General features: G+C 65.5%; 17 protein-coding genes and 1 pseudogene. 3 read left to right on the top strand and 15 right to left on the bottom strand.

Annotated elements, in window-relative coordinates; translation table 11 throughout:
* The 6 genes from bcsB to bcsD all read right to left on the bottom strand — a co-directional run bounded on the left by bcsB (position 1) and on the right by bcsD (position 7,245).
* Positions 1-2,520 (bottom strand): cellulose biosynthesis cyclic di-GMP-binding regulatory protein BcsB, encoded by a 2,520-nt coding sequence (gene bcsB / locus PQQ53_RS10430; RefSeq protein WP_408323977.1) that lies wholly within the window; start codon positions 2,518-2,520, stop codon positions 1-3.
* 3 nt (positions 2,521-2,523) lie between these two features.
* Entirely contained in the window at positions 2,524-4,737 is a 2,214-nt protein-coding gene (gene bcsA, locus PQQ53_RS10425; RefSeq protein WP_408142581.1) for a UDP-forming cellulose synthase catalytic subunit, read from the bottom strand.
* Positions 4,734-5,522 (bottom strand): cellulose biosynthesis protein BcsQ, encoded by a 789-nt coding sequence (gene bcsQ, locus PQQ53_RS10420; RefSeq protein ID WP_408153060.1) that lies wholly within the window; start codon positions 5,520-5,522, stop codon positions 4,734-4,736. The genes bcsA and bcsQ overlap by 4 nt, the downstream gene beginning before the upstream one ends.
* Positions 5,519-6,535 carry a cellulose biosynthesis protein BcsP gene (gene bcsP, locus PQQ53_RS10415; protein WP_408323974.1) on the bottom strand — a complete coding sequence of 339 codons (1,017 nt, stop codon included), beginning with the start codon at positions 6,533-6,535 and terminating at the stop codon, positions 5,519-5,521. Before bcsP ends, bcsQ begins: the two co-directional genes overlap by 4 nt.
* Positions 6,536-6,643: 108 nt before the next feature.
* Positions 6,644-6,793 (bottom strand): hypothetical protein, encoded by a 150-nt coding sequence (locus tag PQQ53_RS10410; RefSeq protein ID WP_408323972.1) that lies wholly within the window; start codon positions 6,791-6,793, stop codon positions 6,644-6,646.
* Positions 6,790-7,245 (bottom strand): cellulose biosynthesis protein BcsD, encoded by a 456-nt coding sequence (gene bcsD, locus PQQ53_RS10405; protein ID WP_408153056.1) that lies wholly within the window; start codon positions 7,243-7,245, stop codon positions 6,790-6,792. Before bcsD ends, PQQ53_RS10410 begins: the two co-directional genes overlap by 4 nt.
* 605 nt (positions 7,246-7,850) lie before the next feature.
* Between bcsD and PQQ53_RS10400 the strand changes: the two genes are divergently transcribed.
* Both PQQ53_RS10400 and PQQ53_RS10395 read left to right on the top strand, forming a co-directional pair.
* A complete protein-coding gene (locus tag PQQ53_RS10400; protein WP_408142572.1) occupies positions 7,851-8,999 on the top strand; it encodes a GGDEF domain-containing protein in 1,149 nt (382 codons plus the stop codon).
* Positions 9,000-9,158: 159 nt separating this feature from the next.
* Positions 9,159-11,492, top strand: a complete 2,334-nt coding sequence (locus PQQ53_RS10395) for an EAL domain-containing protein (RefSeq protein ID WP_408323971.1) — start codon at positions 9,159-9,161, stop codon at positions 11,490-11,492.
* 42 nt (positions 11,493-11,534) lie between these two features.
* Here the strand turns inward: PQQ53_RS10395 and hpaI are convergent, their stop codons facing one another.
* The 7 genes from hpaI to PQQ53_RS10360 form a co-directional block, all read right to left on the bottom strand.
* On the bottom strand, positions 11,535-12,344 hold the full coding sequence (gene hpaI, locus PQQ53_RS10390) for a 4-hydroxy-2-oxoheptanedioate aldolase (protein ID WP_408323969.1): 810 nt from the start codon (positions 12,342-12,344) through the stop codon (positions 11,535-11,537).
* Positions 12,345-12,354: 10 nt separating this feature from the next.
* Positions 12,355-13,158 (bottom strand): 2-oxo-hept-4-ene-1,7-dioate hydratase, encoded by an 804-nt coding sequence (gene hpaH / locus PQQ53_RS10385; protein ID WP_408142566.1) that lies wholly within the window; start codon positions 13,156-13,158, stop codon positions 12,355-12,357.
* Between the two features lie 36 nt (positions 13,159-13,194).
* Positions 13,195-13,605 carry a 5-carboxymethyl-2-hydroxymuconate Delta-isomerase gene (locus PQQ53_RS10380; RefSeq protein ID WP_408142564.1) on the bottom strand — a complete coding sequence of 137 codons (411 nt, stop codon included), beginning with the start codon at positions 13,603-13,605 and terminating at the stop codon, positions 13,195-13,197.
* 17 nt (positions 13,606-13,622) lie between these two features.
* Positions 13,623-14,486: a 3,4-dihydroxyphenylacetate 2,3-dioxygenase gene (gene hpaD, locus PQQ53_RS10375; protein ID WP_408142562.1), complete on the bottom strand. Its 864-nt coding sequence runs from the start codon at positions 14,484-14,486 to the stop codon at positions 13,623-13,625.
* Between the two features lie 128 nt (positions 14,487-14,614).
* Entirely contained in the window at positions 14,615-16,072 is a 1,458-nt protein-coding gene (gene hpaE, locus PQQ53_RS10370) for a 5-carboxymethyl-2-hydroxymuconate semialdehyde dehydrogenase (protein WP_408323967.1), read from the bottom strand.
* Positions 16,073-16,100: 28 nt separating this feature from the next.
* On the bottom strand, positions 16,101-16,859 hold the full coding sequence (locus PQQ53_RS10365) for a fumarylacetoacetate hydrolase family protein (RefSeq protein ID WP_408323965.1): 759 nt from the start codon (positions 16,857-16,859) through the stop codon (positions 16,101-16,103).
* Positions 16,856-17,629 carry a fumarylacetoacetate hydrolase family protein gene (locus PQQ53_RS10360; protein WP_408323963.1) on the bottom strand — a complete coding sequence of 258 codons (774 nt, stop codon included), beginning with the start codon at positions 17,627-17,629 and terminating at the stop codon, positions 16,856-16,858. The genes PQQ53_RS10365 and PQQ53_RS10360 overlap by 4 nt, the downstream gene beginning before the upstream one ends.
* Positions 17,630-17,812: 183 nt before the next feature.
* Between PQQ53_RS10360 and hpaR the strand changes: the two genes are divergently transcribed.
* Complete coding sequence (gene hpaR / locus PQQ53_RS10355) at positions 17,813-18,220, top strand: homoprotocatechuate degradation operon regulator HpaR (RefSeq protein WP_408324117.1); 408 nt, start codon at positions 17,813-17,815, stop codon at positions 18,218-18,220.
* A 33-nt stretch (positions 18,221-18,253) separates the two neighbouring features.
* Here the strand turns inward: hpaR and PQQ53_RS10350 are convergent, their stop codons facing one another.
* Both PQQ53_RS10350 and PQQ53_RS10345 read right to left on the bottom strand, forming a co-directional pair.
* The gene (locus PQQ53_RS10350) at positions 18,254-19,390 is read right to left on the bottom strand and encodes a DSD1 family PLP-dependent enzyme (RefSeq protein WP_408323961.1); all 1,137 of its coding nucleotides are present in this window, start codon (positions 19,388-19,390) and stop codon (positions 18,254-18,256) included.
* Positions 19,391-19,420: 30 nt separating this feature from the next.
* Positions 19,421-20,062, bottom strand: a pseudogene (locus PQQ53_RS10345) (HAD family hydrolase).
* Positions 20,063-20,110 lie beyond the last annotated feature (48 nt).

Raw genomic sequence — 20,110 nt, 5'->3', positions numbered from 1 at the left:
TCAGTCCTTCAGGCGGCGCGCGGCGATCGAGCGCAGCGTCCGGTAGAAGAGGCCGGCGATGATCAGCGCCGCGAGCACGCCGCCGAGCATCAGCAGCAGCGGATGCGAGGACAGCGCCCAGCGCAGATATTCCTGCGGCGACAGATGGCCGACGTAGTACGCGTCGCCGTTCGACGTGATGGTGACGTCGCGGCCGTGGATCACGGCCATCGCGCCTTGAATCTTCGGCAGCACGTCGGCGTCGAGCAGCGCGCTCGAGAGGTCGGCGTCAGACTGCCCGGCCGCGCTCACCAGCGCGACGGCGCTGCGGTTCTTCTGCAACGGCGACTCGAAGCCGCTCAGCAAGGCGGCGCCGTTCGAACTCACGAGCGTCAGGTCGGCGCGCGCGGGCGTGCGCTCGACGCCGCGTTCGCCGTGCCACCAGTCCTGCAGCCAGAAGGCGATGTCGGAGAGGCGGAAGCTGTGCGCGTTGCCGTCGCTCGAGAACGGCATCGATTTGGCCCAGCGCTGCAACAGCGGCTGCTTGCCCGGCGCGCCGAAAATCAGCAGGTCCTTGCTCGCGTACCTGTCGGCGTCGTCGGCGCTGCCGACCGTCACGCCCGTCACCGGGTAGCCGGTCGATTCACCCATGCGGCCCATGGTCAGCAGATACAGGCTGTAGTCGCTCGAATCGGCGTCGTTCGGCAGGATCACGGCGGTCTCGGAAAGGTCCGCCATGCGCGTGAACGGGAAGCCGCTATTGGCGAACGCGGCCAGATCGGGCAGCGCCATGTAATGCGGGAACGACGAGAGGTCGATGGTCGAGTTCGGATCGATCGCGCCGACCACGTTGTCGAGCAGACGGCCATGACATTCGCCGGTGTTCGGAATGTCGTAGTAGAAATGCAGGCGCAATTGCGCGCGCGGCGTCAGCAGCAGCGGCGGAATGCGCACGGTGCGGCGCGCTTCGGCGGTGCGGTCGGGCATGATGCGGCCGAAGTAATGGCTCAGCTCGAACACCGACGCGGACTCAGCCGGAATCGGCAGCGCCTGCACGAAGCCGTTGTTCACGCTCACGTTCAACGACGAGCGGTCGCGCGCCGGCCGCACGGTGTAGCGGTAGCGCAGATCCAGCGGCGCGCCGCGCGTGTGCCACATGAAGAGATCGGGCGGCACGCGCATGTTGATGCGTACGGCGTCGGCGTCATAACCGAACACGGTCAGGTCACGCGGATTGGCGAGTTCGCCGAAACGCACCGGACGATTGGTCGCGAGCCAGTTCGGCGCGTCGTAGGGCACGCGCGGCGTGAGTTCGGTCAGTTGCGTGATCGTCGCGCTCGGGCCGGAGAGCGTGTTCTGGCCGATGCCGAGCGACTTCGCGGCGGTCTTCAGTTCGGCTTCGGTGCGGCCCATCACGAGCAGCAGCTTGCCGCGCGCGGGCGCCGCGCGATCGACCACCGCGATGGTCGGGCCGGAGATCGCAGGCAGCGTTACGCCGGCGGGGCGCTGGTCGTCGGTGGCGAACACCACGGCGTTGCCCGACAGCGGCGCGTTGTCCAGTTGCGCGGGAAACAGCGCGCCGCGATAGCCGGCCAGCGCGCCGAACCACGACGCGACGATGCCGCCCGCTTCGAGCGTGCCCGCGCCGGGCTTCTGCGCAAACACGAAAGGCAGTTCGAGCCGGCGCACGTCGCGGCGGTCGAAGAAGGGCGCAGGCAGCGCGGCCAGATCCGGCGCGCTGGCGAGCGACGCATAGGTCAGGTCGAGCGAGCTCGCATTGCTGACCGTGGCCCACAAAGAAGAATTCGCCGGGTCTTCGCAGCTCGTCGTGTAATGGCCGATCAACTGCACGTTCAGGTGGTTGAATTCGGTGATGAAGCGCGGATCGATCGACACGTCACGCGCCACCAGCATGCCCGCCTGTTCCTTCGGCACGGGCAGCGTGGCGGCGACTTCGCCGTTCACCAGCACCTTGAGTTGCGAAAGGTTGGCGAGCAGCGCGGGCGAGTAGCTGTAGATCAGATGCAGCACCGCGCCGGTCACCACTTCGTCGCCGCGCACGGAGAACGCCACGCCGTTCTGGCCGTCGGTGCCGCGCAGTTGCAGCGGGTCGAGTGCGCCGAGGTCGGCGAAGGTCAGCGTTTGGCGTCGGCCGCCCGGCACCAGCGTGCCGGGTTCGGCGGTGGTCGGCGTCCTGACGCCCAACGCCTTCACCGTGGCCGCGGTGAGCGCGGGCGTCGGCGTGGCGAGTTGCGGCTGCTGGATCGCGTTCGGGTCGAAGAGCATAGCGGGGCTGGGGGCGGGCACGCTGCCGACGCCGGCGGCCGGCGCGGCGCTTGCGCCAGCCGCCGCGACCACTTCAGCCGCCGACGCCAGCGGCGCGGCCAGCGCCGTCTGCAACGCGAGCCAGCAGGCGAGGCCGCGCATCAGCCGTCGCGAGCCGGAGCGTCCGACGTTGCGCGTTACCAACCTGTGCAATCCGGTCCTGCCGCGCTCGTGATTCGAGCGTTCGATCTTGTCCTTCGCCATCCTGTTGCCCATTGATCAGTCTTTGGTTTTTAGCTTCTTGACGTCCACCGGACGGCTTTTCATCGAACTGCGAAGGTCGGCGTAAAGATGTTCGAACAGCCCGCCGATGCCGCGCGCGCCGACCCTCAGCACGTGCGACAGACCGCGCAGCGGCGTGTCCTGCTGACGGCCTTCGGCCCAGCCGGTCCAGGCGTCCGCGCGCGCGAAAGTGGTCTTGACGAACTCGTACTCCTGCTCGCGCGTCAGCGCCGAGAAACGCAGGCCCACGCGCCCCGGCGCGGTGAAGCCGACAGTCGCGGGAAACGCGTATTCCTCGTCGCCGCGAAACAGCGACACCGTCACGCGCTCGTGCATCGGCACCTGGATCGCGGCCGGCAGCGCCACGCCGACGCCGCCTTCCGAGTAGTCGATGGTTTCGCAGGCGAGCGTGCGGCCGGTCGAGAACTTGAGCATCACCGGCATCTTCATCGCCACGCGGTGCACCGCGCGAATCTGCCGGCGCTCGCTCGCGGCGGCCACGCTCGCACCGAGAATCAGCATGTTGTACGTGGTCCACGCCAGATTCAGGACGGTGGTCTCGACCACGCTGCGCACGTGCCAGTTCAGATAGATGTGCGCGAGGCCCACGCAGAAGCCGATCAGGTTGAGCAACAGCAGGAACAGATACGGCCGCGAGATCGCCCAGTCGAAATAGTTCTTCTCGATCTGGCCGCCCTTGGCCGTCACGTTGAACTTGCCGAGCTTCGGGTTGATCAGCGCGAGCAGCGTCGGCGCGGTGATGTACGACGCCAGCACCGATTCATACACTTCGGCCCAGAAAGAATGGCGAAACGAGCGCTGCATGCGCGAGTTGGTGATGCTCGCGTGCATCATGTGCGGCAGCGCGTAGATCGCGATCGTGCTGGCGGCGGCTTCGATCACGTGCGCGCCGAAGAACAGATACGAAAGCGGCGCGGTGAGAAACACCAGACGCGGGATGCCGTAGAAGAAGTGCATCATCGCGTTCAGATAGCACAGCCGCTGGCCGAACTTCAGGCCCTTGCCGGTCAGCGGATTGTCGATCCGGAAGATCTGCGTCATGCCGCGCGCCCAGCGAATCCGCTGGCCGATGTGGCCGGACAGGCTTTCGGTGGCGAGTCCCGCGGCTTGCGGAATCGCCAGATACGCGGTGGTGTAGCCGAGGCGGTGCAGCTTGAGCGCGGTGTGCGCGTCTTCGGTCACGGTCTCGACCGCGATGCCGCCGATCTCTTCGACCATGGTCCGGCGCAGGAGGGCGCACGAGCCGCAGAAGAAAGTCGCGTTCCACAGGTCGTTGCCGTCCTGCACCAGCCCATAAAACAGCTCGCCTTCGTTCGGCACCTTGCGGAAGGTGCCGAGATTGCGCTCGAACGGGTCGGCGTTGAAGAAATGGTGCGGCGTTTGCAGCATCGACAGCAGCTTGTCGCGCAGGAACCAGCCGAGGCCGACCTGCAGGAACGAGCGGGTCGGAATGTGATCGCAGTCGAAGATCGCGATGTACTCGCCGCTCGTGATCTTCAGCGCTTCGTTGATGTTGCCGGCTTTCGCGTGGCGGTTGTGCGTGCGGATCGTCCAGTTGACACCGACTTCCTCGCAGAACGCCTTGAACTCGGGACGGCGGCCGTCGTCGAGTACGTGGATCGAGATTTTCTCGGGCGGATAGTCGAGTGCGAGCGCGGCGTAGATGGTCGGCTTCACCACCGACAGCGGCTCGTTGTAGGTCGGAATAAACACGTCGACGCTCGGCCATTCGTCGCGCGCGGTGGGCAGCGGCAGCGGCGTGCGCTTGAGCGGCCAGGCGGTCTGGAAGTAGCCGAGCAGCAGCACGATGGTCGAATAGACTTCGGCGGACACCAGCAGCAGACCCCACGCGGCATCGAGCGGATGCTCCCAGTAGGTGGTCGCGGTGAGCCGCCAGTACATGTAGCGGCCCGACGTGACCACCGACAGCATGATCATCACCATGGTCGCGTAGCGGCCTTGCAGGCGGCGGAACAGCAGCGCGATCAGGAAGCAGCAGGTCGCGAACGCGAGTTGCTGGTAGAACTCGAGCGGCACCGTGAACACGAAGTACAGCATGCCGAGCGCGAACGCCGTCACGAACACGGTGACGATGCGGCTGTTCCAGAAGCCGGCATCGACGAAACGCTCGAAGCGCGACGGCTCGGCGCCTTCGGCGCCTTGCGCCGGCGGCGATTCCTGCGTGCTCATGCGACGTTCCTCGGCGAGACGGCGATTGCATCGAGCGCCGCCGTCAGCCATGTGCCGCATGCGCGGAAATCGGCGGCGGCCTGGCTGAGCGGGTCGTAATGGAGCAGCGTGGTGTCGCACGCGAGCGCTTCGCTCACGCCTTCGTCAAGATGGATCACGCCCGGAAAGACCTTCGCGCCGAGCATCTGGCGCAGCACCTTGAGCACGTCCTTGGTCAACTGGCGCGACTGGTCGATCTGGTTGATCACGTAGCCGTCACCGCCGAACTCGGCGCGCGGCGCCGCGTAGGTCGCGATCAGCCGCTCCATCTGCGGAATCGCCGCGTACGAGGCGGCGTCGGCGAGCACCACGTTCAACGCGAAGTTGGCCGCGCACAACGCGGTGCGCACATAAGTGGAGGAACCCGGCGGCGTGTCGATGATGACGATGTCCGATGCGTCGAGCCGCAGGTTCTGCAGCGACTGCGCGAGCCAGCGCGGTTCCTGGTCGATATACGCTTCGAAACGGCGGCGGTCGTCTTCGAGCACGGCGCCGTAGGGCAGCACGGTCACGCCGTCGACGCCGTCGAACATCACGGTTTGCCACGGGTCGCCGGTAAGCGTCGCGCGCGACAGGCCGTCGATGCTGTCGAGCGGCACGCCGAAGTGCAGGCGCAGGGCGTTTTGCGGGTCGAGGTCGAGGGCGATCACGCGCCGGCCGCTGGCGGCCAGCACGGAAGCGAGATTGGCGGCGAGGGTGGTCTTGCCGACGCCGCCCTTGGCGGACACCACTGCAATGACTTTCATGAGCGACGCGGGCCGTTGACCAGCCACGAATGGGCAATGCCGGGCGCGGCGGCGCGCGATGCGTCGGCCGGCGTGGCGGGAGTGGGAGCGGGTGCGCCGCGCAGACGGTCGAAGACCGATTGCAGCGGCGCGGATTCGTTAGCGGGCGCGGCGGGTTGCGGCGGCGCGGGTTGCGGGTCCGCGGCGAAGAGTTTGCCGAGGATGGATGCGGGCGGGGCGGGTTGGGCGGCCGGGGTGGCGGGTGCGTAAGTGGCTGCGAATGCCGGTGTCGGTGCGAATGCCGGCGTGGAAGCGACTGCGCGTGCCGGCGCTTGCGCCCACATGGGCGCGACGGCCGGTGCGGCCGAAGGCGTTTGCGTAACCGGCGTCCGGAACGGGAAAGGGAACGCGGGCGACGCGCCGGCAACCGGCGCGGCCGCTGCGGCGAGCGGAACTGCAGGCACGGCGGCAACGGGCGCAAACGCAGCCGAATGAGGAACCGGCGCGACAGGCGCGGACACAATGGGTGTCACCGGTGTAGCCGGCGCAAACGCAGCCGAAGCAGCGGACGCCACAGGCGCAATCGGCGCGGAAGCCGCATGTTGTGCAGCAGCGGTCCTCCCGCCACCGGACGCATCCCACACCGTGCTTTCAGTTTCCGCTTCAGGCGCGCCGAATCGCGATGCGCCGCTCGGCGCAGCCGGCGCTGCGGCGGCCACCGCCACCGGCGGAATGTCCCGTCGATGCGAGCGCGTGAACAACGGCGCCTTCGCACGCGTCACCGCGGCGACGTCTCTGGGCGCCGTGTCCTGACGATCGACGGCTGTCGGCGCGGCGCTCACCGGCGCCTGCGGCTTCGCCTCCCGAGCTTGCCCGATCGCCGGAATCGCCGGTTGCGTCAGATCCAGCGTCACCAGAAGCGGCCAACGCGTGCGCGCCGAACGCGCTTCGTTTTCGCGGCCGATTTCCTGGTACGCGTTGGCGTCGCCGCCAAAATGATCGAATAGTTTTTCGATGTCGCTCGATGAACTCATAATGCCGCCGTCTTATTCATGACTTGTCCTGCCCCCATCCTTACCTGCTCGCGGCGCTCAACCCTTCTTACCGCCGCCACTGCACGCGTACCGGTCAGACGCGTCTGCTTACTGCGTTGCTTCCTTCCCGGGTGCCTCGACCTGTTGCGTTGCCTCGCCCGGTGCACCGGCCGCGAGCGCGAGTTGCGCGGCGCGTGCCCGGCACGCGCACACGTCGCGCCCGCTCGATCCGCCAGCCGCATCGTTCACGCCGGTCATGCAGGATGACGGCCCAGGCGAAACTCGATCGCGCTGTCCTCGCCGTACGCACTCGTTTGCGCGACCGACAGACCTTGCGCGCCGAGCGCGCTCAACCACGTCTGATAGACCCCTTCGAGAAACGCTGGGGTCCATGTCAGCGCGGCGTCGCCGAATGCCTGCAGCGGTGCACAGTAGTGGACGATGCGCAGCGACTCGGCTTCGTCGGCCAGTTCGATGTAGCCCCAATCCATCTCCTGCCAGTACAAATTCAACGCGTGCGCAAGCTCGGCCGTCGATCCGCAGGCGGGCAGCGGATGCGCCGCCGCGAACCGGCTGCCGACGCGATGCATCAGTTGCCGCAGTTCGTCGCGGCCGATCTGCGCTTCAAACTCGGAGGCCAGCGCGGTCAGCATGCCGCGCCACTGTGGCGAGAGCTGGCGTTCCAGCAGGTAATCGAGAATGGGGACCATGGTTTCCGGGGGATGGCCGTTGCTCCGATTCGCACAAAGGACGCGACGGCCGGGTGAATATCGAAGTGTTCGGGAAAATCGCGCGTTGCACGCGTCCATAAAGTGACCTTTAAAAAACTGTCCAGTCAGCCCGGCACACTTCGGGGGGAAGTCTACTTAAGACATTAACTTTTAGCCACTTTCCATTCGTCAGCTTATACGCAAAATTGCGTCTAGTGGATGCATGGCGATTACGTAATTTTTGCTGATGCCATCGCGGGGAGCACGCCCCCGCGGCCTATACAGCACGTGAATTCGTCAGGCCCAGATGCATTAACGGATAATTGCGCGGCTCTTTTTGCATTGCCATTTCGTGGTAAATGCAACGCTTGGCGGACAGTACAGGGATTTGCCGTCGCGGATGCTTACAAAATCTTCCCTTGCTATGGCGTGCAGTAATTTTTACGCAGAACGTATAAGCTGACGAAAGCGCGCACCACTCGCCGCGCATGCAATGGCGCAGGCGTGTGCGTGAAGTTCGGTATTCATCACCCGGATCAAGCGCGTGCACGGGTACGCGTTACAGGGTCGTGCCGCTGTCACGTCGTTCGAGTCATTCACTTGCCATGCTCAATCCACTCAGCATTCTGCTCGTCACCGTTTTATCCAGCGCGATGGCGATGGCCGTGCTCGGGTCGTTATGGCGCGCGGCGATTCCCGGCGTCGGCTACTGGATCGCGGCCAACGCGGTCGCGATCGTGGCGCTGTTCGCGTTCGCGCTGCAAGGACATGCATCGCGCTGGCTGACCTTCGTCGCGGCCAACGAGTTGCTGGCCATGTCGCTATTGCTCGTGATCGAAGGCTGTCTGCGTTTTCTCGGCCGCCGCACGCGGCCATGGGCGGCCTACGCGGGTCTCGTCGCGGTGTTGATCGGCATTTCGTACTGGACCTTCGTTGTGCCGGACTTCAATGCGCGCGTCACGCTGGTGTCGGCGTATCACGCGGGGCTCTACGCAGTGCTCGCCGCGCTGATGTTGCGCGGCCGCCCGTCGCACCGGCCGCGCTACAGCTACTACTTCCTCGCGGTGGCGGCCATGCTGCTATGCGCGGGGCATGCGTCGCGCGGCGTGATGTACGGCTTCGGCGTCCTCATGCAGAACGGCCTGATGCAGGTCACGCCGTCCAACATCCTCTTCCTCGCGCTCGGCATTCTCGCGCCGCCGTGTCTGTCTATCGGCGTCGTGATGCTGGCGCACGACCGCCTCGCTGAACGGCTCGAGCGGCTCGCGAACGTCGACGACCTGACGGGTGCGCTGACGCGCCGCGCCTTCCTGGCGATCGGCGACACGCTGTTGAAGGCGTCGCTGCGGGCCCGCTCGCCGCTGACAATGGCGATTATCGACATCGACTCGTTCAAGGCCGTCAACGATACCTACGGCCACGCCGCCGGCGATCAGGTGCTGGCCCACTTTGCGGCGTTCGTCGCCGACAACCTGCGGGTCGGCGACGTGTTCGGCCGGCTGGGCGGCGAGGAGTTCGGTGTGCTGTGCCCGGCCACCACCACCGCCGACGCGGTCGCGTTGCTCGAGCGCCTGCGCGGGCGGCTGCCCACGTCCGCGCCGGCCGGCTTGCCGCGCGGGCTGCGGTACACCTTCAGCGTGGGGGTGGATCAGCATCGACGCGCCGAATCGCTCGCCCAGTTTATGGCGCGCGCCGACGGGGCGCTCTATGCGGCCAAGCAATCGGGCCGCGATCGCGTGATGGCGGCGGCGTAATGGGCACCGACGGGGCACCAACGCGGGCACCCAACGCTGGCACCAGCTCGGGCATCAAGGGAATTTTTACCTCCATTTGCGCGACAGGCATAAATATTCGTAAGACATTTGCCGATAACCATTGGCGGAGTGACTGGAACCAGCCTGATAACCATCGATATGTCTGCCACCTCAACGCAGCATCTGCCCGAGCCCGGTCTGCGCGAGCGCTTTCACCGGCGCTCGCTGGAGCATCAGCGCCCACTGTCCACGGTGACAATGGCATTCACGGTGGTCGCGTTCCTGTGCATGGTCGGCGCGCGCAACCTCGTCGACGGCCCGGCGACGCCGCTCGCCTACCGGCTGTTCTGCGCGCTGCTGCTCGTCCTGCTGGTGCTGGCGATCCCGAATGCGAAATCGACCTGGGTGTTCGGCGCGATCGGCGTCGCGTACATGCAGGTGCTGGTAGCGGGCCTCGCGCTGAACACCGCCGGCCTCGCGCAGCCGCTGCTATGGGTGCTGCCCGCGCTGGTGGTGATCCCGGTCTGCGCGGCGCCGCTGTGGCTCACGCCGACTCACTTCTTCACAGGCAGCGTGCTCTTCTATGCGGCGGCGTTCGTGCTGCTGCTCGGCGAGCCGCTTGCGCACGACGTCGACATCGCCGTGTGGATGTGGATCTTGGCGATCGGCGTGCCGACTTCGATGGTGTTTCACTTCGGCTTTTACCGCTTCAGGCGCAATCACTTCCTGCTCGAAAGCCAGCTCGCGCAACTCGCGGCGACCGATCCGCTGACTGGCCTGCAAAACCGCCGCGCCTTCCTCAAGCAGGCGGAACGCCGCCTCGGCGCGCTTGCGCCCGAGGCGCGGATCAGCGCGATCTTCGTCGACATCGACAACTTCAAGTCCTTGAACGACCGGTTCGGCCATGCGCTCGGCGACCAGGCGCTGCACCGGGTCGCCCAGGTGCTGATGGACGAGACCACCACGCAAGACAGCGTGAGCCGGATTGGTGGTGAGGAGTTCGCGGTGCTGCTGCACGACGGCCTGGCGGGCGCGCTGCATCTGGCCGAACGGCTGCGCGGCGCGATCGAAGCGATCGAACGCCCGGACGGCAATCTGACCGCGAGCTTCGGTGTGGCCGAGCATCGGCGCGGCGAAAGCATCATGGTGCTGCTCGACCGCGCGGACGAAGCGTTGCTGCGCGCGAAGCACTCAGGCAGGAACCGCGTGTGCGCCGAACGCGCGTTGCCGCTCGAAGCGCCGCAGCCGTTCGCCGCCGAGGCGCAGGCCATCGGGGGCAGCGCGGGGCGGCGGCATCGGTGGGACGACTTTTACCTGATCTCGCACTTCCAGCCGCTCTACAGCCTGTCGCATCAGAAGCAGGTGGGGTTCGAGGCGCTGCTGCGCGGCGAGCAGGAGGACGGGACGCTGGTGCCGCCCGTGGTCATGTTCGCGCCGAAGCCGTCCAACGACGAAGGCGCGCTCGACCGGGCGAGCCATGCCGTGCATCTGGGCAACGCGTGCCGGTCGCTGCCGGGCGATGCGTGGCTGTTCCTCAACATCCTGCCGGCCACCTTCATCGCCGACGGTTACGCCGATCAGCTCGCCACTATCGTGCGGAGTTCGGGATTCGACACCGAGCGCGTAATCCTGGAGATTCTCGAATCGCACGGCGGCAGTGTCGACGATATGTCGCGGGCGGCGGCCGTGTACCGCGAGCACGGCTTCCTGATCGCTGTCGACGACTTCGGCGCCGGGCAGTCGAATCTGGACCGCTTGCTGCGCATCCGCCCGGACCTCGTCAAGCTCGACGGCGAACTGATTCGCGCGACCACCCACGGCACCGAACAGCCGATCCTGCCCAAGCTCGTCTCGCTGCTGCACCAGGCAGGGATGCTGGTGGTGGTCGAAGGCGTGGAAACCACCGAGGAGCTGATACTCGCGGTGGAATCAAATGTGGATTTCGCGCAGGGCTATCTGCTCGGGCGGCCGGCGGTGGAGATCGCGCCGCCGGAGTCCATGCACCAGCAGATCGACGACGCCTTCGACGTGATTGCCCAAGGGCACGCGCATCAGCATGCGTTGTTCGAATCCGAAGTGGAGCCGTACCGGGTCGCGTTGAGGCTCGCCGCCGACGCGTTGCTGGCCGGCGCCGTGACGGACGACGCGTTTGCGACGCTCGCGACGTTCGAGCGCTGCGTCAGTTGCTTCATCCTCGACGATTCAGGACGGCAGATCGGTCACGAGGTGCAGGGGCCGTCCTGGAGCAAGGAGGGCGCGTCGCTGCATCCGGTCGCGGATCCGCGGGATGCGCGATGGGATCATCGGCCTTATTTCCGCAATGCGGTGCTGTTGCCGGGCGTGGCGGTCGCCAGTAATCCTTATCTTTCTCTGGCGAGCGGACGGCCTTGCGTAGCGGTGACGGTGGCCGTGCAATTCGCGGCCGGACGCTCGGTGATCGGCGTGGAGCTGGACTGGTCGGAACTGGGGTTGCCGTGGCCCGCGGGGGAGTAGTGCTTTGCTGCGTACACGACGTGGGCGTGTAAATGGCCTGGTTCAATAACCGCCTTTGTCTTTGACCGGCGCGGCGACTTCCGCGGTTTTCTTATACGACGCGGCCAGCTCCGCCGCCGCGCGGCTCAGCAGACCCGTATCCGTTCCGACCGCGACGAAGCTCGCGCCCGCCGCGAGATAGTCGGCGGCGATCGCCGGATCGGGCGCCAGCACGCCCGCCGCTTTGCCCGTACCACGCACGGTGTCGATGCCGTGACGAATCGCAGCGCGCACGCTCGCGTCGCCCGGCTTGCCGAGCAGGCCCATCGACGCGCTCAGATCCGACGGCCCGAAAAACACGCCGTCGACGCCCTCGACGCGCGCAATCGCGGCCAGGTTCTCCATGCTTTGCACGGTTTCCGCCTGCACCAGTACGCACAACTCGTCGGCGGCGGTGTTCAGATAGTCCGGTATCCGGTTCCAGCGCGATGCCCGCGCCAACGCACTGCCTACACCGCGAATGCCTTGCGGCGGATAGCGCGTGGCCGCCACGGCATCGACGGCTTGGGCGGCCGTGTCGATCATCGGCAGCAGCAGGGTTTGCGCGCCGATGTCGAGCAACTGCTTGATCAATGCGCTGTCGCTGCGCACCGGGCGCACCACCGGATGCGACGCATATGCGGCCACTGCCTGCAATTGCGAGAGCGTGCTGCGCACGTCGTTGGGCGCATGCTCGTTGTCGATCAGCAGCCAGTCGAAACCGGCGGTGGCCAGCAGTTCGGTCACGTACGCGTCGGCGAGCGCGGCCCACAGGCCGAATTGCGGCCGGCCTTCCGCCAGCGCGCGTTTGAAGGGGTTGTGCGGTAAAGACATATCGCTCCACTTAGATGAAATTCAAACCGATGCCGCCCAACGGACCATAGTCGACATGGAAGGTGTCGCCCGCGCGCGCCGCAATCGGGCTCGTGAACGAGCCGCTCAGGATCACGTCGTTCGCGTTCAGTGCTTCGTCGTACGGCGCGATCTTGTTGGCGAGCCACGCCACGCCCGTTGCCGGATGATTCAACACCGCCGCGGCAAGGCCGCTTTCTTCGACGGTGCCGTTTTTATAGAGCAATGCGCCGACCCAGCGCAGGTCGACATCGAGCGGACGCACCGGGCGGCCGCCGAGCACGATGCCCGCATTCGCGGCGAAGTCCGAGATCGTGTCGTAGACCTTGCGTGGCGCGTGGGTCTCGCGGTCGAACTGTTCGATGCGCGCGTCGATGATTTCCACCGCAGGGCTCACGTAGGCCGTGGCGTCGAGCACGTCGAATAGCGTGACGCCGGGGCCCTTCAGCGGTTTGCCCAGCACGAACGCGAGTTCCACTTCGACGCGCGGCGCGATGAAGCGGTCTGCACGAATGTCCTGGCCGTTTTCGATGAACATGCTGTCGAGCAGCGGGGCGTAGTCGGGTTCGTCGATCTGCGACGAACGCTGCATCGCGCGCGACGTCAGCCCGATCTTGCGGCCTTTGATCACATGGCCCTCGGCCAGTTTGAGCTTGACCCACTCGCGTTGAATCGCGTAGCCGTCCTGTACGGTCATCTGCGGATATTGCGCGGAGAAGTGGCGCAGTTGTGTACGGGTCTTTTCGGCGCGATCGAGTTGCGACGCGAGGTCGCGGATAGTCTGTTCGTCTAGCATGATGGATCTCTATGAACCGCAGCGCGGCTTCGGGTATCAGCCCTTGAGCCGCGCGTGCAGATTGTTGTGCTTCCATGTACCTGCTTCGCTGAATTCACCGATCTCCAGCGACAACGCCAGGCCCTGCTGTTCGAACTCGGTCGCGAAGTGCTGTTTGATCAGGGCGAACAGCGCATCGCCAGTAGCCTTTTTCGTGGCGTCGGAGCGGCCTGCGCCGATTTTCAGGTTCGCATGCAGGAATGCGGCGTCGGGGCGGCCGTCGGCGATGCAGTACTGCTCGCAGCGCAAAGCGCGCACGCGAATGCCGCCGAGCGGATAGACCCGCTGTTCGCTTTCGTCGATGTTTTCGCGCTGCGCGTCGAGGCATTGCGCGAGCGCGTTGCACAGTTGGCCGATGCGCTCTGCACCGGCGAGATTGGCGCTGTATTCGAGTGTCAGATGCGGCACGTTGATCTCCTCACTATTCAGGCAGGCAGCGGCGTGACCGGAAAGATCGCGTTGATCTGGCCGGTGCCCGAACTGCCGAAATACGGCGTGACGACCTCCACCTTGCCGTCATATCGGTCCCAACCGAGCGCACCGAGCAGCATCGCGGTGTCATGCATGCCGCCTTCGCCCCAGCATTTCTCGTTGTAAAGCGGCAGCATGGCGCAGAATGTCTTCCAGTCGCCGGCTTCCCACAACTCGACGACGCTGCGGTCCATCTGTTCGAGAAACGGGTTCCACACCTTGTGCATGAACTGCTCGGCCGTGCCGTTGTTGGCGAAGTGATGACTGAGCGAGCCGCTCGCCAGGATCGCGACGGTGCCGTCGTAACGCTCCTCAATCGCCTTGCGCACCGCGAGACCGAAGCGCGCACTCGTGTCCAGGTCGTGCCACATGCACCAGCCCGCCACCGAAACGGCCTTGAAATGCTGATCGCTATTCATATAGCGCATCGGAACCAGCGTGCCGTATTCGAGTTCGAGCGTGGTTTCGCTGTGCGCGCGGCTCTTTACGCCCATTTCGTTGGCGACTTCGGCGATCAGATGCCCGAGCCCGGCATTGCCCGGATACGCGTACGGCATGTTCCTGATGAAATGCGGCAACTCGTTGCTGGTGTACACGCCCTCGAATCTGGGTGCGCAATTGATGTGGTATTCGCTATTCACTAGCCAGTGCACGTCGAACACGACGATCGTATCGACACCCAGTTCGCGGCAGCGCCGGCCGATTTCATGATGGCCGTCGATGGCGGGCTGACGGCAACCTTTGTGCGGGCCGTCGAGTTCGGACAGATATAACGACGGGACGTGAGTCACTTTTGCTGCCAATGCGAGTTTGCCCATCGTGGTCTCCGTGTCGGCTGCAACTGGCGCGTTAGCGCTGACTGCGGCCCGATGCAAGATAGTTGCTGTTCTGTGTATGGCGCGAGGCACGTTACGTTCGCGCTTCGGTTCTCACCGCCTCGGCGGCGTCACACACCCCAGCGCGGAATGTGATGCGAGCCGAGCGATACGCAGACGTTTTTCGGTTCGAGAAACACTTCGTAGCTCCATGTGCCGCCTTCACGGCCCACGCCCGATGCCTTGGTGCCGCCGAACGGCTGGCGCAGATCGCGCACGTTCTGGCTGTTGACGAAGCACATGCCCGCTTCGACGGCGGCGGCGACACGATGCGCGCGGCCCGTGTTCTCGGTCCAGATGTAGCTCGACAGGCCGTACGAGATATCGTTGGCGAGCCTGATCGCGTCGGCTTCGTCGTCGAATGGAATCAGGCACGCGACTGGGCCGAAGATTTCTTCCTGCGCGATGCGCATGCGGTTGTCCACATCGACGAATACCGTCGGCACGACGAAGTTGCCCTTGCGCATCGCGTCGGGCAAGTCCGGCGTATCGAGGCCGCCGCACGCGAGCGTGGCGCCTTCCTGCGGGCCCAGTTCGATATAGCTGCGCACTTTCGCCAGATGCCCCTGGCTGATCATCGGCCCGACGATGGTGCTGTCCGCCAGCGGATCGCCGACGGTCAAACGCTTCGCGCGCTCGATGAAGCGCTCGGCGAAGCGCGCGTAGATCGAGCGCTGCACCAGAATGCGCGAACCCGCCGTGCAGCGCTCGCCGTTGTTCGAGAAGATCATGAACACGGCGGCGTCGAGCGCGCGTTCGAAATCGGCGTCGTCGAAAATGACGAATGGCGACTTGCCGCCGAGTTCCATCGAGAATTTCTTCAGCCCCGCGGTTTGCACGATGCGGTTGCCGGTCGCCGTCGATCCCGTGAACGACACCGCGTGCACATCGGGATGCGCGACCAGCGGCTCGCCGGTTTCCTTGCCGAAGCCGTGCACCACGTTCAGCACCCCGGCGGGAATGCCGGCTTCGAGCGCCAGTTGCCCAAGCATCGACGCCGTGAGCGGCGACAGTTCGCTCATCTTGAGCACGGCCGTGTTGCCGAATGCGAGGCACGGCGCGACCTTCCACGTGGCGGTCATGAACGGCACGTTCCACGGCGAGATCAGCGCGCAGACGCCGACCGGGTGAAACAGCGTGTAGTTCAGATGCGTGTCGGTCGGATACGTGTGACCGTCGACGCGCGTGCACATCTCGGCGAAGTAGCTGAAGTTGTCGGCGGCGCGCGGCACGAGTTGCTTGCGCGTTTGCGAAATGGTCTGGCCGGTGTCCTTTGTTTCGGTCTCCGAGATTTCCGGCACATGCCTCGCGATCAGTTCGCCGAGCTTGCGCACGAGCTTCGCGCGTTCCGCGGCGGGCTTCCCGGCCCAGGCGGGAAATGCGTCTTTGGCGGCGCGCACGGCGGCATCCACTTCTCGCGCGCCGCCACGGGCCACTTCGGCGAGTACGTCCTGTGTGGCCGGATTGACCGTTTCGAAATAGTCTTGCGCGGCGCACGCTTCGCCGTTGATCAGATGGTCGATTCGCATTGCGTAGTCCTTTATATTTTTCAGTCGCTCAGGCGCGGCCGAAGTCCGCATCCGAGCCGATCGTGTTGACGAGACGGCCCAGGCCGTCGATCTCGCAGACCACTTCGTCGCCCGCATTCACGTTGACGATGCCTTCGGGCGTGCCGGTAAGAATCACGTCGCCGGATGCGAGGGTCATGAAGCCGCTCAGGTATTCGATCAGCGCCGGGATGCCGGTCACGAGATCGCGCGTGTTGCCGCGTTGTTGCAGCGTGCCGTTCACGAACGTGCGCAATTCCAGCCGCGTGACGTCGCCGATGTCGGCCGCGTCGACGAACCAGGGGCCGAGCACCGTGCCGCCGTCGCGATTCTTCACGCGCAGGTTGGGGCGGTAGTAGTTTTCGAGGTAGTCTCGGATCGCGTAGTCGTTGGCGATCATGTAGCCTGACACATGCTGCAGCGCGTTTTCGCGCGTCACGTTCCGCGCGCTCTGGCCGATCACGACCGCCAGCTCGCACTCGTAGTGCATGAAGGTGACATCGGCGGGGCGGCGCGTGACGCCGCGATGACCGAGCACCGTGCCCGGCCCCTTCAGAAAGACAAGCGGTTCTTCCTGCTTGCTGAACTGCAATTCCTTCGCATGCTCGGCGTAGTTCAGCCCGAGTGCGAAGATCGTGCCGACTTCGATCGGTGCAAGCCAGACCACCTCATCTTCGCGACGCACGCGGCCGTCCGCGAGGCGCACACCATAGGCGTCGGGATAGGCCTCGTGAATCGCTCCCGCGTACGCAACACGGCCGCGCATCATCGTTGTTCTCCATCGTGTTCGGGCGCGCCGACAAACGACACCGTGAGTGGCGGCATGGCGCCGATCGTCAGCGTGGCCGTGTCGCCGATATGCGCGATCGGCGAGCCGTGACGCACGCCGAGCGTGATCACGTCGCCTGCGCCCAGGGTCATGAAATCGGTGACGTCGGCGAGCAATTGCGCGACCTTGCGCACCGACGACGCGGTGCTTGCCGCAAAGACCGCCGCGTCATTGAGCGCGACTTCGATGGTGAGATCGTCCGGCGTTGCAACGTGGCGCGCGGCGACCACCACCGGTCCAGCCACACAGAAGCCGTCGCGCGCGCGAAACCGCACCGAAGGCCGGTACACGCTCGCATGCGGCACGCTCAGGTCGGCGATCAGCGTATAGCCGGCGATATAGTCGGCCGCGCGATTCGCGTCGACGCATGTTGCAGTGCGGCCAATCACGATACCGAGCGACGCGCCGACTTCCACCCCCAACGCATCGTCCGGCACGACAACTTTCGCGCGATGTCCGGCGAGCGTGTTGCGGGGCTTCAGATAAAGAACCGGCGCTTTCGGCGGCGCTTTATACGGAGCCTCATGCACCGCGTCGCCTAACGCGTCCAGCGCGGCACGATCGTTCAGCAGGGTTCCATACACCGCGCCATGCACCGGCGCGCGGCAGGCGATGCCGCGTGCAAGCAATGCGGCCGCGGTGCGCGCGTCCACGTCGCGAGGCAGTGGGTCGCCTTCGGGATGCAGCAGGTGATCGGCAAGGGCGAACATAAAGGCAGACTCTCGGGAAAAAACTCAGCGAAAACACTAACATGTTAGTAGTATTGCGCTTGATATGATTCATGGTCAATAGGCTGTCGATTGATCGCGGGTTTTCCCTTAAGCTTCGCCGGCTGCTTTTATTCCTTTTCCCACATGTCCGCTGCCACCCGAGTTTTGCACCGCAACCTGCCGATGCTGTTGTTGCGCGCCCGAGAAAAGATGATGGAGCGTTTCCGTCCGCTCATTACCGCTCACGGACTGACCGAGCAGCAATGGCGCGTGATTCGCGCGCTCGACGAGCACGGCCCGATGGAGCCGCGCCACATTTCCGATATCTGTACGATTTCGAGCCCGAGCATGGCCGGCGTGCTCGCGCGCATGGAGAGCATGGACCTCGTCATCAAGGAGCGTTTTGCGGAGGATCAGCGCCGCGTGCTGGTGTCGCTGACGGACACGAGCGTGGAACTGGTGCGCGTGATTTCGAAGGATCTCGAAGCGCACTATCGCGAACTGGAGCGCAAGGTGGGGCCGGAGATCGTCGAGCGCGTGTATCGCGCGGTCGACGATCTGCTGGCGGGGCTGGGAGAAGAGGGTGAGTGAGCGGGGCTGCTGAAGGCCTGGGGCCGCGTGTGCCTACCAGCCGTGAAAGCGTCGCCACTCCACGCTGTGGCCGTCCGGCGCGACCGCGTGATACTCGGGAAACTGCGCGCCGGTCGCGCATGCATGATTCGGCAGAATGCGCAGCTTCATGCCGATCGGAAAGCGCTCCGCGATATCGTCGAGCTGCGCGGCTTCTTCAGTCGACGACAGAATGCCGTGCTCCTGATTCGCGCCGCTCACCACATAACCGGGCAGCAGCGTGCCGTTCAGCAGACACGGCTGGCCGTAGCCGAAATCGTGCGACTGTTTCGACGTGCCGCGATCGCGGCTCATCGCCATCCAGCCCGCGTCGAGAATCGCCCAGCCTTTGTCCGCCTGATGACCGATCACCGTGGCGAGGACGCTGAGCGCGATGTCGTCGAGCGCGCACACGCCGACGTTGTGCATGACCAGGTCGAACAGCACGTAGACACCGGCCCGCACTTCGGTGACGCCGTCCAGTTGCGCGGCGGCGAGCGCGGTGGGCGTCGAGCCGACGCTGACCGCCGGGCACGCGATGCCGGCCTCGCGCAGCCGTTGCGCCGCGCGCACGCAGCCCGCGCGCTCCTGCTCGGCGAGCGCGGCGAGCGCCGCCGGCGTATCGAGCTCGTAGCTCGAACCCGCGTGGGTCATCACGCCGCCCACTTTCACGCCGTTTTCATGCAGAATCCGGCCGACCTGGAGCAACGTGTCCTCTTCAGGCGTGATGCCCGAGCGGTGTCCGTCGGTGTCGACTTCGATCCACACCTCGAAGGTTTCGCCATGCTGGTCGCCGAATGCGGCGAGCGCCGACGCGGCGTTGGGGTTGTCCACCACCAGCTTCAGATCGCAGCCCTGGCGGCGCAGCGCGAGCGCTCTCGGCAACTTCGAGGGCGCCATGCTGACCGCGTAGAGAATGTCATGGATGCCGGCGGCAAAGAACGCTTCCGCTTCCTTCAGCGTCGACACCGTGATGCCGCGCGCGCCGGCCGCGATCTGCGCACGCACCACGTCGATGCATTTGGTGGTCTTCACGTGCGGCCTGAACGCGACGCCTAGCGTGTTCATGCGCGCCTGCATGCGCGCGATGTTCTTCTGCATTCGCGCGATATCGATCAGCGCGGCCGGAGTTTCGATCTGTTCGAGTTTCATGCTGTCACCGGGGATGGAAGTGATGTGGGCTCACAGGCCGAAACGGCCGAGCCACGGGATGAGCGAGTCGAGCGTCGGCGCTTCGATCTCGGGCGCCTCGGCACCCGCGACGAGCGGAAGGCCGACGTGGTTGTGCCAGTATGTACGCAAGCCGACGGCGGCGGTGCCGAACATGTCGTAGCTGGAACCGGCCACGAACGCGGCCTCGTGAGCCTGAACGCCGAGTTTCGCGAGCGCGAGCCGGTACGGACGCGGGTCCGGTTTATACACGCCGGCTTCTTCAGCGGTCACGATTGCGTCCCAGCGGATCGGGAACAGGTTGGCGGCCTGAGTGCCGAGGCGGGTGGAGCAATTAGTGACGACCGCGAGCTTGCAGTGCGGTTCGAGTGCGCGCAGCGCGTCGAGTGCGCCTTGCCAGGGCGTCAGGTCGAGCCAGTTTGCCTCGAGCGCGTGCGCGGCGCCGTCGTGCAGGCCGACTTGCGCGGCGGCTTCGCGCACGAGCTGCTCATACGCGACATAGCGGCCGCAGCCATAAGTCAGACGCAAATAGGCGGCGCGCCATGCGCGGCCCGCCTATTCGGAGCCCGCCGCGTGATTCCATGAGGTCCACGAGTCGAGCAGCGCGGTGAGAAGGTCGAAGAGGACAGCTTTGGGGTAGGCGGGGGGAGTCATGATCTAACCGGCGGTGGACGGTGAGTCGATTATAAAGTTTCGTCGGTG

Source organism: Paraburkholderia strydomiana (genome assembly GCF_046030495.1).
Lineage (GTDB): Bacteria > Pseudomonadota > Gammaproteobacteria > Burkholderiales > Burkholderiaceae > Paraburkholderia > Paraburkholderia strydomiana_A.
This window is presented reverse-complemented; position numbering and strand designations above follow the sequence as displayed.